The following is a 16337-nucleotide window of genomic DNA, read 5'->3' on the forward strand; positions in this document are numbered from 1 at the left end:
ACAGACTGGGACATGGGACAATAATATATATGCTATCCCATATTATCCTTCAATTTTCCTTTTAATATATTTAGCGTTGAAATGAGAATCTGAATCTGCCAACTCTAAATAAACTATTTTATCGCTATCTCTTTTTAATACGCCCCGCATATATGCCTTGTCGTAATAATTAAGCGTTAATGTTGCCACCTTCAGGTAGTCTTTTTTTCCCAACGCTTCCAAAGCCTCCTTAACCACAAGTCCACCGAGCCGTTTGGCAATAGTCAAAATACCATGCTCCAATAATTCATCATCTATTCCTGCATATTCTTTAACCAATGCCAATGCTCTTTTTTCCTTAGGGATATCTAAAAAATAAACCTTGGCATTTCTAATTTTGACAAAAAGGTCCATTGGAAGCTTCACCCTACCGATATTATGACTTTCATCTTCGAGATACACGGGCTGATTAAAATCCAGCTTTCTCCATAGGTCAAACAGGTTATTTTCGAACTGTTCAACTGTAGGCTGACTATTCTCCCCGATGGCACCAAACGCAGAGCCTTTGTGGCATGCCAACGCTTCCAGATCGATTACCTGACACCCCAGCTCATTTAAACGGGTCAAAATGTGCGTTTTCCCGCTTCCTGTATAACCACCTATTATTTTTAAATCAACTTCTTTTTTAAAACTATCGAGCACAAAATTCCTATATGCCTTATAACCTTTCTGTATGACCCTTACATCTTCAAATCCATTCTCCTCTAAATGATCGGCAAAAGCATGACTCCTCATCCCACCCCGCCAACAGTGAACAACTACTTTTTTGTTTGGCGCCCATTTGGCCGATTCTTCTACAAACCAGGATAATTTAGGAGTAACATACTCCAGGCCTAAATCCATGGCAATCTCCTGTCCTTGCTGTTTATAAACAGTTCCTACATGCGCACGCTCGGCATTTGTAAAAAGCGGGATATTATGTGCTCCAACAATATGCCCTTTGCTAAATTCCCCGGGTGATCTGACATCGATAATTGGATAGGAATTATATATGTTGAAATATTCTTCGATTAGTATTTCGGTCATTTTGCAAAAGTAGTACTTTAAAATGAACTATGCATAAACCGGTATAAATATGAATACCGTTCGATATACCCCGCTTCCATATCACCTTATTTTCCAATTAAAATACGGTTTTTTCTGCAATCAAAAAGTATTCAATATCATTTAACTAATCCGCATTTCCATAAAATAAAACTACCGCCTGTAAATTAATATCACATCCCATTTTTCGATAAAATGTAAGAAAGCCACCCAGAATCAAGCTCCTTCTTCGGGTTACATTTTAACTCTTGTTTTTATCAATACTTTCCAATGTGATTGCCAACCAATTGCACTGATGCAAATTACATTCGCATGAACTTCTTTGGCTTTAACCCGCAATATGCATTAGAAATTCTGTTACACATTGAAATTACTTTAAAACAAGACACTTCGTTGCATCACTTCAACTCACCAGAACGATGCTCCCGAAAGTAATCGGGACAAGTGATGCCTCGTTTCAGTAATGCCTTGTTTTATTGTACTTGCAATGCTCATGACGAACCTCCAATACATAATCCGGGTTTAACTGAACATTTTCATACACCCATCAACCAACAAGAACATTTTCAGTACGTTGCACAATAACATATACAACAAAAACAAAATGCGGCCACTGACGCCGATTCCGCCAAAAAAGTTTAATATTATTATATTTAATTGAGGCTGATTGCACCCATACATTAGCACATGCACCTTTCAGTTATCTGAATGGTATTAAATTGAAATCGAACGAGGATGACATAGAATATGCCGAGCAAGCATTTGACTGAAGCCATTACTTATTGATGACGCCTTATACCAAAAAAGATGTGGAAAGAAAGGCGGCCTCCAGATTTATTATCTGAAGGATAAAAAACAGCCCAACGCTCGACTTTTTTTTTGGGCAGAACAGTAAAATAAATTCTTTAACAAAAAAATTAGTTCACCCACGTACATTCACCATAGCAACACTTAAACAACACGATCACACCGTCCCAAGAATCCTATTTGTCTGGACTATTTTTTTCCTTTTCTTCGAACAACTTGTCTACCACCTCTACCAGGTCCTCATGCTTTAGCTTTTTGGAGATGGCACTATACGGGGCGCTCACCACTTGTTCGCCCACTTGGAGCCCTTCTGTTATTTCAATGAATTTGGTATCCTGAATGCCCGGTTTTACTTTGCGCTGTTCTATTTTCCCGTCTGCCACCACAAATACCACCTCTATTTTTTCTTCCTCCTTCTTTAAATCCTCCTCTTGCTCCTCCACTTCGGTTGTGTCTTTGCGCGTGGTCACTGATTGTATCGGAATGGTTAAAACATCTACCTTAGTATTCGTTTGAATATCCACCGTAGCCGACATACCCGGGCGGAAAGGATAGAATCCTTCACCTTTTTCCTCCATCAGTTCCCTGTAAGACTCTGGGAGGATAAGTACTTTAACTTCAAAATTGGTTATCTGGTCGGCGCTGGTCCCTTCCGTTTTTGCCGAGTTAGCAATTTCGGTCACCAAGCCCTTAAACTTGGTTTTCAAATAGGCGTCCACCTCAATGATTGCAGTATCCATCATAGATACACGGATAATATCGTTTTCGTTCACATCCACCACCACTTCCATATTATTTAAATTGGCAATGGTCATCATATCCGTTCCTTCAAACTGGGCCGTTCCCACCACCCGCTCACCTTTTTCAACATTTAACCGGGAAACGGTACCGTCCATCGGAGCATAAATAGTGGTTTTGGTCAGGTTATCTTTTGCTTCGTTCAGCGAGGCTTTGGCATTAATCAACGATGCATTTGCTGCCTCAACACTGGCTTTTGCTACATTGTAATCAGCCAGGACTTGCTCGTATTCCGATTCTGATATTGTTTGCTGCTCCCACAGTGTTTTGTTACGATTATAAGCCAGCTGTTTTTGCTGAAACTGAGCCTCCGACTGCGACAAGTTGGCCTCCGAACTACGCACGGACGCTTGCATCTTTTCGAGGTTACGCTGATAAATATCTGGCTGTACCCTGGCCAATATCTGACCTTTTTGTACCTCATCTCCATCTTTGACAGTCAGCTCCAGGATTTCTCCCGACACATCGGAAGACACCTTTACCTCAACCTCGGGTTTTATCTTTCCGTTGGCAGTGATAATTTCTGTAAGCGTGCGGGTTTCAGCTTTCTTCACCTCAACCTTGTGTCGAAAATCGCCACCGATCCAACCTTGCCCTTTGGCAATAACAAGTCCTACAATAATTACAATTAATATAATTAGTGGATAAAGTAATTTTTTTTTCATTTTCAAAGTATGAACACTAGGCACTCCCCGTGCTGCTAAAGCTTTCTCCGACGGTCATAACCTTTGGCGAACTTAGCATAGGAGCAAAGACCTGTAATTGTTATTATAATAGATTTGTGATCTCTAATATCGCTAAGTTACATTTTTTTATCTATTCGTTATTATGAAAAAGCACCTATCTCAAAAAACAGACAGGTGCTACATTATTAAACCCAACACAACAAGGAAATCCTATCCCAACTACAAAACGATAGGAATCCCCTTGTAAAAATCAAGAATTTTATTTCGCAAAATATACTCGTATTTCGATTGCAATAGATCGGACTGGGCACGGGTATAATCCGTTTTAGCCACATTATAATCAACCGAGTTTACCAGTCCAACACTGAATTTTTGCTCCGTATAACGGAACGACTCCTTGTACGACTCAACCGCTTCGCGACTCGAAAGGTAATTGTTGTATGCTGCCAATGCGTCGGCATAGGCTTGCTGTATCTCTTTTCGTAAAGCCAATTTTTCCTGCCCCAAAGAATATTGGGCATCCAGCACCCTGATTCTGGCATTTTTAACATTCGTACGGGTTTGCAGCTTGTTAAAAATCGGAATATTCAAAGACGCCCCGACATAGGTATTTTTTGTGGAATTGATTTGATCGCTTAAGGAGCGGTTTATTCCGTTAGGATCGTCCATTAACCAGTTGGCACTAGCTCCCCACTGCCCAACCAAGCGCAAGCTGGGATAATAACCACTTTTGGCAATATCCACCTCTACCTCTGAACTTTCCAACTCATATTTAGCCCCTTTTATTTGAGGCATAATGCCCAATGCGGCAGAATAAACCGCAGCGGGTCTGTCTATTTTCAAGTTCTCTATTTCAGGTATAACAGGGGATATCACGTCAAAATCGTCCACATTTTCCAAATCGAGCAATTGCGCTAAATCCAACAAGGATAGTACTAAATTATTTTGTTGCTGTGTAACGGTCAGTGCCTCCTTTGCAGCCTGAGATTTTATTTCCAAATAACTTCCCTTAGCCTGACTGCCTGCATCCACCAGTTTCCGTGTTCTTATAACTTGTTGATTTGTTACTTCGTATTGTTCTTCTGCAACAGCCAGCAACTCTTTATCAAACAAAATTTGCAAATATTGACCGGTAATTTGCAAGGCGATATCATTTCTGATTTCTTCGTTTAAAGCGAGCGAAGCCATTAGATCAATTTTATTTCGTTTAACGGTATTTCTGGCATTAAGCCCACTGAACACATCTACCGAAGCACCGATTCCCAGGCCAAAAGAACGGTTGTTTACATCGATATTTTCGGCTTCCTGTTGAACCCAGGTATAACCGTAACTGTGTCCGTAAGACGACTGTGCATTCAGGCTTGGCAACCTGTTTAACGCACTTTGTCGCAACTCGTTTTGCTGAAAATCCGTATTTAACGATTGTCTTTTTATAACGATATTATTTTCAAAAGCATAACTGATGCACCGTTCAAGTGTCCATGCCTCCTGTGCTCTTATCGGTGCTGCGCTTAAAAAAAATAGTCCGACAAGTAATGGTAATGATGTTTTTGTCATTTTTAGCTTGCTTAAAATTGTACATTTCGAGAAAATAAGATAAACAAAATATATGAATGGTTCAATGTTAAGATTTTGGAACCTTAATTTTATCATCTTTGCTCACACCTGCTTTCACCTCAATCTGGATTCCATCCGAGATCCCGGTTTCAATTTGTTTTTTCTCAAATTGCTGTTCGGCCACTTCCACTTCAACATAAGCGGTGTCGTTTTCAAATTGCAACAGTCTTTCGTTGATAGCCAATACACTATCCCTCCTGTCTAAAACTATATCGGCATTGGCACTATACCCGGCCCGTATAAACTGGCCTTCTTTTAGGTTTACGTCTGCTTTGATCTCAAACTGAATCGCTCCGTTATCTTCCACCCCTTTAGGTGAAATATACTCAAGCTTCGCGTCAAAAGTCTCGTCCTCGATAGCGCCAATTGAGAGCACCAGATCCATACCTTCCTTAATTTTGCCCACTTCCGTTTCATCTACCTTTCCTTCAAATACCATTTCACCCATATCGGCCAGAATAGCGACCGTTGTCCCATCATTAAAAGTATTGCTCTTGATTACGGAATTCCCTACCTCAACGGGCACATCCAGCACCATTCCCTCAATTGTTGCCTTAATAATGGTATTGGTTTGCGCGCCCATTTTTTTGGTGACACCTTCCTTTATCAATTGCAGGTTGTTGTCGGCCGCATTCACATCTTCCTTGGCATTTTCGTACGCCATCAGTTGGTCCAGGTATTCCGACTCGGCAATTACCCCTGTATCGAACAGTTCTTGCTTTCTTTGGTATTCGATTTCCGCATTCCTGAATTTAATCTTCGCTTTGTTCAGCTGCGACTCGGCGTTGTTCACCTGAACCATTTCCGGTATAATTTGAATCTTGGCGATCAGATCGTTCTTTTTCAGGATGTCCCCCGGTTCCACATAGATTTCGGTAATAATACCCGATTCCTGTGGTTTAATCTCAATCTCTTGCCTTGGGACCACAGATCCGGTAGCCACCGTTTTTTTAACGATATCGGCATATTCGGCCGACTCTGTTTCAAAAACAACTTCTTTCTCTCTTGACTTATCGTATAAGTAATAGAACCCTCCTACAAAAACGACAGAGAATATCGCTATAAATAAAATGTTTCTTACTCGTTTCATGGTTTACTGTATATATTGGTTCGTGTATTTGTTTAAATTTCGGATCGAATAGCCTCGATGGGCTTGATGGAAACAGCGCGCCGGGATGGAATGATCCCCGCCAAGACACCTGATGCGATCAGGATGCAGAGCGCCCAAATGGCCACCTGAAAATCCACCTGGGGATTTACAAATCCGGAACTTTCGGACGGTGAAGAACCTATGGCTTGGCTCACCAGCTCTATAATAGATATACCTATAAACATTCCAATGGTTCCAGCCACCGAGGTTAAAAAAACAGATTCGGTTATTACCGCTGATATAATATTGGAGGGCGTAGCTCCTATGGCCCGCTTAATGCCAATTTCCTGTGTTCGTTCCTTTATGATGATCAGCATGATGTTACTGATTCCGATAATTCCGGCAAGCAGTGTCCCGATGCCCACAACCCATACCAGTATGTCAATCCCCAGGAACAGGCCTTTCATTTTTTTAAACTCTTCCCCCACGTTATTGGAACCAAAAGCCCCATGGTCTTCAGGGTGGATATTGTGCCGCTCTGCCAATAGCGTTTTCACATGCTTTTCCACCTCCACCATATCGTATTCGGGCTCGGCCGTTATTGAAAAATGCCCCACGACATTGTTGTAGTTATAAACAATCTGGCAAGTTGAAAAAGGTATCAGTACCGAAGCATTTTGGTTTTCGCCCCAGCGCCCCGAATGCTTTGACTCAAAAGTGCCGATGACCTGAAAATACAACTCGCCGATTTTCACATATTGATTCACCGGGTCTTCATCCTCCTGAAACAGATCTTCTCTGACCTTCTTTCCCAGAACCACGACTTTTCGTCTGGTATCCAAATCTATTTGATTGATATATCGTCCGCCTTTTAAAGTCACCGGATCAATTTCAAATTCCTGTGGTACGATACCGCCCACTTCGTACGCACCCTCTTGCGAACCGCGGGTAATAGCAGTTGCATTCTGATACCCTCCACCGTTCATTCGGGGCGCAACAATATCGATACCTGCTATTTTATTTTCCAAGGCGTACTTATCTTCATACCTAAAATAGAAACGCCTGTTTCGGGGAAACCCTTTGTAAGGTTTTGAAGTAGGGCGGGTCCATATAAACATGCTGTTGGTGGCAAAGTCGCCCATATTGGCATAAACACCGTTTTCGAGTCCCTTGCCGGCACCCATCATGATCATCAACATAAAGATACCCCAAAACACCCCAAACCCGGTCAGTGCAGTCCTCAGCTTGTTTTTTTTGAGCGTATAAAATATTTCTTGCCATTTATCAATATCAAACATGACTTTAAGGATTATTCATCGCGCAAAGCGACAATCGGTTTTATGCGTGCGGCTCTTCGGGCAGGGATATATCCGGCCAAGGCACCCGCCAACACAATGAGCAAGGCCGCTCCAATAGCCAAATCAAAATCAACACCGGGGTTGCGGAAAAAATCGGAGGCAGGCATATGGCCCGAAACGAGTTCGAGAATTCCGACGCCCACCAGCAGGCCCAAAAATCCGGCCACCGCTGTTATTATTATAGACTCCTGTAAAATCAGGCTTACTACCGATGCGGGGGAGGCCCCAATGGCCTTCCGTATCCCTATTTCCTTGGTACGCTCCTTCACCACGATTATCATGATATTACTCACCCCCACGATTCCCGCGATGATGGTAAAAATACCGATGATGCCGACAAAGATGCTGATACCTGTAAAAATCGCTTTGGTTTGCTGATAATCCTCCAGTCCATTATAATCTCCCAAGGCACGTTTGTCATCTTGTTTAAACCTATGTTTTTTAGCCAGCACATTGCGGATATTGCTAATGATTGAAGCACTTTCTTGAATATTATCGGTTCCTGTGGTAAACGCTATATTGCCCACATTTTTTTTAGCCCCAAAAATTTTCTGTCCCACTGTCAGTGGTATGTAAAACCTTTCCGTTTCGCCATCGTGCACATCGTCAAAAATACCGACTATCTTATGCGGGATACCCTTTATTTTCATATACTCTCCCACAGGGCTATCATCGTTGCACAACTGTTCTTTTGCCCTCCTGCCAATCAAAGCCACCTTTCGGGCTTTTTCAATATCTGTTTGGTTTAGCTTTCGGCCCTCGATCATTTTAATGGCCTCGATATGCTGGTATCCTTCGAGAATAGCCATTACCTGAAACGTTCCGTACTCTTGCTTGTAATTAATCAGGCTGCTCCACATACCATAACGACCCGTTAGGTGCTCTATTTGGGGGACCGACCGTTGTATCAACTCCAAATCTTCGTCTTTGAGATCAATCCTTCTGCCCACATTTAAACCATCAAAAGCTACCGAGGTTTGTCCACCCCACATAAAAACACTGTTTCGCGCATCACTAAAGTTATGCATCACCCCCCGTTCGAGTCCTTTGCCGGCACCCAGAAGTATTACGAGAATAAATATCCCCCAGAAAACACTAAAACCGGTTAAGAAAGATCTCAACTTGTTTTTCTGCATGGTGCTGATAATTTCCTGCCAATTACTTAAATCAAGCATAGCTGAAATTTTTATGCGTTTGTTCACTTTCAATTATTCCATCTTTCAAATGAATCACACGATGGGTCATATCAGCAATGTCGTGCTCGTGGGTTACTATCAGGACGGTAATCCCCGAATCATTGACCTCCTTTAATATTTCCATCATTTCGTACGATGTTTGCGTATCCAGGGCGCCTGTTGGTTCATCGGCCAAAATCACTTTAGGTTGTGAGATTAGGGCCCTTGCAATTGCAATCCGCTGTTTTTGACCTCCGGAAAGTTCGCTTGGCATATAGTAGGCCCAATCCTTCAGTCCTAATCTATCCAAATATTTTATGGCAATCTCGTTCCTTTTTTTCCTGCTCACCTTTTGATAATACAGAGGCAAGGCTACGTTTTCCATCGCATTTTTAAACGAGATAAGATTAAAGGACTGGAAAACAAATCCAATGTATTTATTCCTGAATTCCGCTGCTTTTTTCTCATTCATTTTTTGGATAAGGATATTATCCAGGTAATAATCACCTTTATCGTAATTATCCAGGATTCCTAAAATATTTAGCAGCGTTGATTTTCCCGAACCGGATGAACCCATAATAGAAACCATCTCCCCCTCAGCTATATCCATATCGATTCCTTTAAGAACATGCAGGGAATTGGCTCCGGTAATGTAAGACTTATGTAACGAGTTTACTTTAATTACACTTTTACCCACCTGATTTACTTTTAATTAATAAACTGTTGTCGCAAGAAAACGAGGCGTTTTCTTGCACCTCCTAATTTACAACCTTTATTCCAAAACCGTTATCGGGTTGTTAATGTGACTTTTATCACTTAATCACTAATGAGTAGCGAAGGCAAAAGTGTACAGTTACGAAACATCGCTGTACGAATCCGAACAAAAAAAAGGAAGGTATGGGCTGAATTGCCACGATAGATGAAAGTAGTTGAATACTGTCCGTTTTTAATACATCGACTTTCCCAGACGCCTAAATCCAATCTATTAACTAAATAAACCTAAAATACTCGAAAGCTCGCCATCCGGGTCTTAGACAGCTTAACGGCCTATAGCATGCCATTTAAAAAAACATAAAAATCCGATATCCTTTGACAGGCTTTTTAAGAAGCACTTTTGAAATACCGGATTTTTTACATCTTTTAGTCAGTTAATTTTGACATATGCCAAAAGCCGGTTCCAAATGACAACAGACCTGTAAAAACAAGGCTGATAAAAAATGATAACACAGTGATGTTAGAATCCGATTTCGGAAGGGAATAGTGCTCCAACAACAGAGAATAAATCTTAGTTATTGCAAAGTCAATAATAAACGTTGCCACAATCAACAAGATGGCAAATAGCAAAAAACGGATACCTATTTTAATATAATTCATAACAAAGATTTTATATTTGGTTAATCTTCGAAAGCTAAATTACATGGTTATATTCAATTACACCTAATTTAAAGCGTGACAAATGCGTGACAGGAGTGTGACAAATGCGTGACCATACAAATGGCAAGCGTGACAAAAACGTGACAGAACACAAATGCCAGTATGTCTGCTACTTACAATATATCATATTTTCAGGACACCTCCATGAGCACCAGCAGATTTTTTTTTATTTCATCCCAAAATTTCCATTCGACTTCATCTAATTGCCAACTCCTCCACGAAAAACTGTATATTGCCATAAACCCGCAATATGCATTAGAAATCCTGTTACGCAAATAAACTACTTCAAAACAAGGGGTCTCACGGTTAAAATACTTTTTTCAAGCGAACAAATGACGAAATATTTAATACATTATCGATTCCCCGGTTGTGAGAATAAACTTGAAATACTCCGGAAAGGAATAGGTTTTCGTTTAATGAGTATTCTATGGTAGGGGAAACATAAAAACTTTCCAGTACCGGAAACGAAAATCCGACAAAAGCCAAAGAAACGTTTAACAACGGATTAACAGTATATCCTGCACTTATCATATAAGAATGATCCGAAACACTTAACTTTTTAATGGATGATGCAGAAAAAGCAAGACTCCCAAAATCCTGGAACGTACTGTTTAGATTACTTGAATATAAATATTCACCGGTCAAAGCCAACGAATTCCTGAAAGTGTAGTTTGAACCAACAGAAAGCAAGTAAATATCATCACTTTTGCCATCCATTGGCGATAAAAAAGAAAACTCTCCGTAAAACCCCGCATTCATGACATTCCCGCTCCACCCCGTCCCCAATATATAATCGTCCTGGTTTACCTCCCCTACAATCAACTGAAAATCGTAGCCTGCCCTGTTAAAACCGTACAACAATGCACTCGTCACTTTTTTGTTTCCATCTACTTTTAATACCGCTTCCAGTCTTTCGGAGGCACCTGTGTAATATTGCAAGCGCAAACCATCCATTCCCGGCCGTTCGGGGTAATCAAAATCGAAATAAGAATATGAATTAAATATATCGTTGGGATTCCAAACAAAACTCTGACTCCAATTCACTCTTTGCCTTCCTATTCGCAGCTGGAATTTCCCCCATATACGCTCATAGGTCAACCTATCAATTACAGTGTTGACCACATAGCTATTTGTGGTGCCCCAGTTAAAACTCATATCCACCCATCCCGGGTCGTTGTTCAAATAAAACTTGTACAATGGTGTATTACGTACAGTCTCGCCTAAAAAAAATCGATTTCGGACCTCTAACCTAATGTTTAGGTTGTCGTTCCTTGAATAGTTTAACTTAATACGGTTGTGAACGAGGTTATCCCAGAGGTTTTCTGACCCTTTTTGCCAGGTATAAGAAGGCATTTCGGACACATACCCGGAAACCTCAATAGGCGACTGCCCACAAACATCCCCAAAACCTATAAATGCAGCGAGGGAAACAATGGCCAGAACAAACTTTTTACGCTTTGCTATCATCTTTAATTACTTTACCATCCTCAAAAGTTATTACCCTGCGGGCTTTCTTCACAACCCTTTCGTCGTGCGTAGCAAATATAAAGGTTACATTCTCCTTTTGGTTCATTTTTAACATGATGTCCAGTAAATTTTCTGTTGACTTTGAATCCAGGTTGGCCGTAGGCTCATCCGCCAAAATAAACTTGGGTTTTGATGCCAATGCCCTTGCCACCGCTACCCTTTGCTGCTGCCCGCCCGACATTTTATTGGGCCGTACATTCGCCTTATCCGCTATTCCCACGGCCTCCAACAATTCGGTGCTTCTTTTTCTTCTCAGCTCTTTTCGCACGCCTTGCAACTCCATTATAAACTCTATATTTTCTGTGGCAGTCAGCACCGGAATCAGGTTGTAAGCTTGAAACACGAAACCGATATTGTGCAAACGAAACAGTGTGCGTTGCGAGGATGACAGCAAATCCATTCTTTCCCCTCCGATTTCGATGGAGCCCGATGTTGGGGAATCAAGTCCTCCCAACATATTTAAAAATGTGGTTTTGCCAGCACCGGAAGGCGCCACCAAAGCTGTAAACTCCCCCTCTTCAAAAGTAAGGTCGATACCGTTTATGGCATGAACAGGAATCTGCTTTTGGTTATATATTTTTGTGAGATTATGAATGCATATTATAGACATAGCCTTATTTTTTCGGTTAAACAGATTGTAATGCCTGCGAAGGGTTTAGTTTAAGTGCCTTGTAGGAAGGATACACAGCTGCCACAACGCCTGTAAGGATAACCAGTATTGACACAGTCGCTACTATTTTAAAATCATACTCAGGATAAATAATGCTGGCAAATCCCATTTCGGACAAAGCCTCATCCCACATGGAAAGATTAATGCCATGAACCGACGTAATTTTTGTGGTTAAAACGCCAAGAAAGATTCCGATAAAACCTCCCAGACCCGACAGCATTATCGTTTCTGCCATAATCATAATAAAAACCCTCTCTTTCTTCATGCCAACGGCCATAAGCATACCCAGTTCATGTACCCGTTCCAGCACCACCATAAGCATGGTATTAACAATACCAAAGCCCAGAGCCATTAGTATTATAATAACGAAAATATACATGTATACACTCATCATCTCTGTCAGGTAACCTAACTCCGGAGAAATCTCTCTCCAATTTTCCACTTTGTTGCCCCCAGCAATTGCAGAAACCTTGGAACAAACCGCATCCACTAAAGTAGGATCGGAACATCGGATAACCATTTCGTGGGCAACCCCTTGGGGCAGCACACTAATCCGTCGCAAATCACTTTTATTGACAAACAAGTGCGTTTCGTCAAAAGCGGTGTTGATGGTTTTGTATATTCCGGTTACACGAAAAGCTCCACCGGTGAAATCGCCATTATAATCCTGAAACCGGACAATAATTTTAGAACGTATTTTCAATTTAAGTTTATCCGCCAGTTTTTTCCCGATCACTATGGGATTTTGTTTTATTCCTTTCAACCAAGCCCCCTCGATCAGTTGCTTACTCACATTAACCACTAAGGTGTCTTTTTCGCTATCCACGCCAATAACCATGCCACCCTGCGCAGTTTGAGCTGAAGCCACCATGCCGGAAATCACTATTCGCGACGAGGCAACGGCAACCCCTTCAATACTTTCAACATTATCAAGCAGTACTTCCTCATCTTCAAAATAATGATTTACATCTTCGGCCATTTCAAAGCCCGGCTTATGAATTTGAATATGCGCAGTCTCCGTTTCAATACCTGCCCGCAATCGCTGCATCATCCAACCATTCATAAAGGTAGTGGAAAACACGCCCGCATACATACCAATGGTAAGCGCCATTATCACCACCCCGCTCCTTACAGGATTACGCCAAATATTTCGCCAAGCAATTTTTAATACCATGGTTTATCCTTTTAGGGCTTTTATTTCCGAGAGCCTCACAATTCTTACAAACGGAAATATTGAAATAAAACAGGTCATGATCATAATAGCCAACATCTGGTACATAAAAACCGATGGCTCCCATGCAAAAAACATATATGGCTCAAAACCCAGATCCGCCATCCATTCAGCACCCTGTCCGCTCAAAGGAATCGGGTTGTAAAAGAAATAGGCTACAACGGGCATACTCCCTAAAAAACCGGCCACTACTCCAAGTAAGCCTATCCAAAGTGTTTCGATAAAAACAGTTATGGCCAACTTAAATCTTTGCATTCCCAAGGCCATCATCACACCAAACTCTTTTTTCCGCTCCGATATCATCATCATCACGGTACCAAAAATTCCGAACATGATCACAATGTACAAAATCAGTTTCATGACAAAGGCCGATGATCGATCGCTTTCGATTTGTTGTAAAATGGTTGGAAACATCTCCTCCCAACTCATCACCCGATAAGGCGAATTAATTTTTTCCCTTATTTTTGGCAACACTTTTTTCATGATGTCGTTATTCTTCACTTCCAAAATCAGAGAGGTTAATATGTCCTCAGCGGCATAAAAAGATTGGGCACTTTGTATTTCCATATATACCAACTGCCGGTTCAAATTGGGATTAGACTGTTTAAACAAGCCACGTACAGGAAATTTTCCGGCTGCTGTAACGCCATGGTACCCTTGCCCAAACAAAACCACGGTATCTCCTGCCGACAACTTCAATTTGGCTGCCAGTTCATAGCCAATCAAAACACCATCGTCCCCATTCTTCAAATATTTTCCCTCGATTATTTTGGCATCGACGGAGGTCATTCCCGCCTCTCGTTCTGGGTCGATCCCCATGACCATGGCTCCTTTAGTGTTGGCTCCCGACGAAGCCAGGGCAAAGCTCTCGAGCCTGGGAATAATGCCAGTAATTTCTTCGAATTGGCCGAGTTGCACCTGTAAGGCCGAATCCAAGATAAAACTATGGTTAATACTTTTATCCTCCCAGTAATCCTCATTCTGAACCTGAATAAAACCGGCGTAAAAGTTCACCACATTTTTAATCATATTGGTGTACGACCCCTCCTGCATAGAACTCATCAAGGACGATAAGATAACACCAAAGAAAATGGATGATACCGTAATTAAAGTTCGCCTTTTGTTACGCCATAAATTTCGCCACGACATTACCAAAATTTTCATAAGTCCATCGTTTACATTATCCAGCCTGATCTATTCACAAATGAGACTAACGAACCCTTTTCATATTCTGAATAGAGAAGAAATCGTCTTTGATGGGCACGTTAAACCGTACCTGTGAAAATTCCATTGTAGTTTTTTGCCCCTCTTTTTCCACAGGAATAATCTCAAAAAAGGTGGGCATCACCCGGTCGCCCACATCCTTAATCTTCGACAGGATTTCCTTGTTCACCAAAAAACCTTCCTCATCGTAATATTCATTCCTCAAAGTCATAAAGCCTTTTTTGCTTATTTTACTGATTATCTTTCCCCAAACCACGGTGGCATCCTCATGGGGAATCAGTTCAATCACCCAGCAATCATATCCATCTACCTTTTCTTCACCAATTATTTTATGCGAATAATCCTCCACTATCGATGCGCCTTTTACCAAATCATCGTTGGTCAGGTCGCTCCCCATCCACGATTGCATCATCATGCTTGGCGGAATCTTCATCATTCTCTCGATATTTGGCATATAATTCCACATATCCTTTTGTCGTTTTAAAAATACCTGACCTTTTTCTTTGGCAGGATGAGTCACATAAATTAGCGAATATTCAATTCCCTTGGACCAGGACTTAAACTTTAGCGTCCTACTCCATTTGGGACGGGTAATGGTCATTTCCATTTCGGAGATACTGGTAGTACCGCGCATCAATTCATTGGCATGGTCAACAATTTCTTTGGCGGTTGCCGATGTATTATATTGGGCACCAACCTTGATTGGCAACATCACCAGAACCCAAAAACCCAAAACGTAAAATACAACTTTCATCTTCACCATTTAATACGTTAAAAATTGATAATTAGTGCCGTAAGAGTATGCAAAACTTTAAAATTTAGATCATACGATTTATCAGTTCAGCAATATTTCACTCCTCCATACCTCCTTCCGAACCAGGTTCGGCAGAAAGGTGGCCCTACCGGATTCATATATTCACAATTTGATCAATAATTTTGTTTTCAATTTCCTTAAGCGGATAGGAATCCGGGTCCATTATGTAGTTCATATACACACCGTCCAATACTGAAACAAAGTACCTGGTTTCAAGCATTGGATTGTCACAACCTGCCAGTTCAAAATATCGGGATATGGATACAAAAAAAGGTTGAGCCAGAGCCATCAGTTCATCATGAAACATATTTATAATGTTAGGCTGCAGTAAAAGTCCGAAATAAATTTTCGAGAACCTACTATTTTCTTTTACCCATTCAATATTATCTCTAATCATTTGTACGAATTCATACTTAGTTGGATTGCCAGATAGTGCGTTAATGCTTACTTCAAACATATTCTCAATTGTTTCGAAGAGCAGTGATCGAAGCAAATCCTCCTTGCTGTCAAAATAGGTATATATCAAGCCCTTTGATATGCCCGCCTCTGCTGCGATATTAGATATACTGGAAGCCTGATACCCTTGCTCCGAAAACACCTTTAAACTTGCAGAAATAATTAAGTTGCGCTTTTCTGCTTTAATTGCACTGAGTTGCGCTTTTGATCTTGGAGACATAAAACCACATCTTTTGACTGAACGTTCGGTCAAAGTTAAATCAATTTTTACATCAATTCAATTTTACCGCCATATTTAACATCATCCAAATCAGTCATTCGACATATTCGGAAAGCCAATACCAATGAGAAAATTTAAAAATTGCAT

Annotated in this window: 14 protein-coding genes; all 14 read right to left on the reverse strand. The window is 41.1% G+C overall.

Annotation, left to right across the window (positions count from 1 at the left end; translation table 11 throughout):
* Positions 1 to 42: 42 nt before the first annotated feature.
* The 14 genes from mnmH to ACRD64_RS14260 all read right to left on the reverse strand — a co-directional run bounded on the left by mnmH (position 43) and on the right by ACRD64_RS14260 (position 16190).
* A complete protein-coding gene (gene mnmH / locus ACRD64_RS14195; protein WP_430934072.1) occupies positions 43 to 1065 on the reverse strand; it encodes a tRNA 2-selenouridine(34) synthase MnmH in 1023 nt (340 codons plus the stop codon).
* Positions 1066 to 2066: 1001 nt separating this feature from the next.
* Positions 2067 to 3353, reverse strand: coding sequence for an efflux RND transporter periplasmic adaptor subunit (locus ACRD64_RS14200; RefSeq protein WP_430934073.1), 1287 nt, complete (start codon positions 3351 to 3353; stop codon positions 2067 to 2069).
* 240 nt (positions 3354 to 3593) lie between these two features.
* A complete protein-coding gene (locus ACRD64_RS14205; RefSeq protein WP_430934075.1) occupies positions 3594 to 4931 on the reverse strand; it encodes a TolC family protein in 1338 nt (445 codons plus the stop codon).
* Positions 4932 to 4998: 67 nt separating this feature from the next.
* Positions 4999 to 6081 (reverse strand): efflux RND transporter periplasmic adaptor subunit, encoded by a 1083-nt coding sequence (locus ACRD64_RS14210; protein WP_430934076.1) that lies wholly within the window; start codon positions 6079 to 6081, stop codon positions 4999 to 5001.
* Positions 6082 to 6113: 32 nt separating this feature from the next.
* Entirely contained in the window at positions 6114 to 7379 is a 1266-nt protein-coding gene (locus ACRD64_RS14215; RefSeq protein ID WP_430934077.1) for an ABC transporter permease, read from the reverse strand.
* A gap of 11 nt (positions 7380 to 7390) precedes the next feature.
* Positions 7391 to 8614: an ABC transporter permease gene (locus tag ACRD64_RS14220; RefSeq protein WP_430934078.1), complete on the reverse strand. Its 1224-nt coding sequence runs from the start codon at positions 8612 to 8614 to the stop codon at positions 7391 to 7393.
* A complete protein-coding gene (locus ACRD64_RS14225; RefSeq protein WP_430934079.1) occupies positions 8607 to 9311 on the reverse strand; it encodes an ABC transporter ATP-binding protein in 705 nt (234 codons plus the stop codon). Before ACRD64_RS14225 ends, ACRD64_RS14220 begins: the two co-directional genes overlap by 8 nt.
* 443 nt (positions 9312 to 9754) lie before the next feature.
* Positions 9755 to 9988 carry a hypothetical protein gene (locus ACRD64_RS14230; protein ID WP_430934080.1) on the reverse strand — a complete coding sequence of 78 codons (234 nt, stop codon included), beginning with the start codon at positions 9986 to 9988 and terminating at the stop codon, positions 9755 to 9757.
* A gap of 366 nt (positions 9989 to 10354) precedes the next feature.
* Positions 10355 to 11515: a hypothetical protein gene (locus tag ACRD64_RS14235; protein ID WP_430934081.1), complete on the reverse strand. Its 1161-nt coding sequence runs from the start codon at positions 11513 to 11515 to the stop codon at positions 10355 to 10357.
* On the reverse strand, positions 11499 to 12185 hold the full coding sequence (locus ACRD64_RS14240; RefSeq protein WP_430934082.1) for an ABC transporter ATP-binding protein: 687 nt from the start codon (positions 12183 to 12185) through the stop codon (positions 11499 to 11501). Before ACRD64_RS14240 ends, ACRD64_RS14235 begins: the two co-directional genes overlap by 17 nt.
* Before the next feature lie 16 nt (positions 12186 to 12201).
* The gene (locus ACRD64_RS14245) at positions 12202 to 13419 is read right to left on the reverse strand and encodes an ABC transporter permease (RefSeq protein WP_430934083.1); all 1218 of its coding nucleotides are present in this window, start codon (positions 13417 to 13419) and stop codon (positions 12202 to 12204) included.
* Between the two features lie 3 nt (positions 13420 to 13422).
* A complete protein-coding gene (locus tag ACRD64_RS14250; protein WP_430934084.1) occupies positions 13423 to 14640 on the reverse strand; it encodes an ABC transporter permease in 1218 nt (405 codons plus the stop codon).
* Positions 14641 to 14686: 46 nt separating this feature from the next.
* A complete protein-coding gene (locus ACRD64_RS14255) occupies positions 14687 to 15454 on the reverse strand; it encodes an outer membrane lipoprotein-sorting protein (protein WP_430934085.1) in 768 nt (255 codons plus the stop codon).
* Positions 15455 to 15608: 154 nt separating this feature from the next.
* Positions 15609 to 16190, reverse strand: coding sequence for a TetR/AcrR family transcriptional regulator (locus tag ACRD64_RS14260; protein ID WP_430934086.1), 582 nt, complete (start codon positions 16188 to 16190; stop codon positions 15609 to 15611).
* Positions 16191 to 16337 lie beyond the last annotated feature (147 nt).

Origin of the sequence: Saccharicrinis sp. 156, assembly GCF_050589685.1 — a bacterium.
GTDB lineage: Bacteria > Bacteroidota > Bacteroidia > Bacteroidales > Marinilabiliaceae > Saccharicrinis.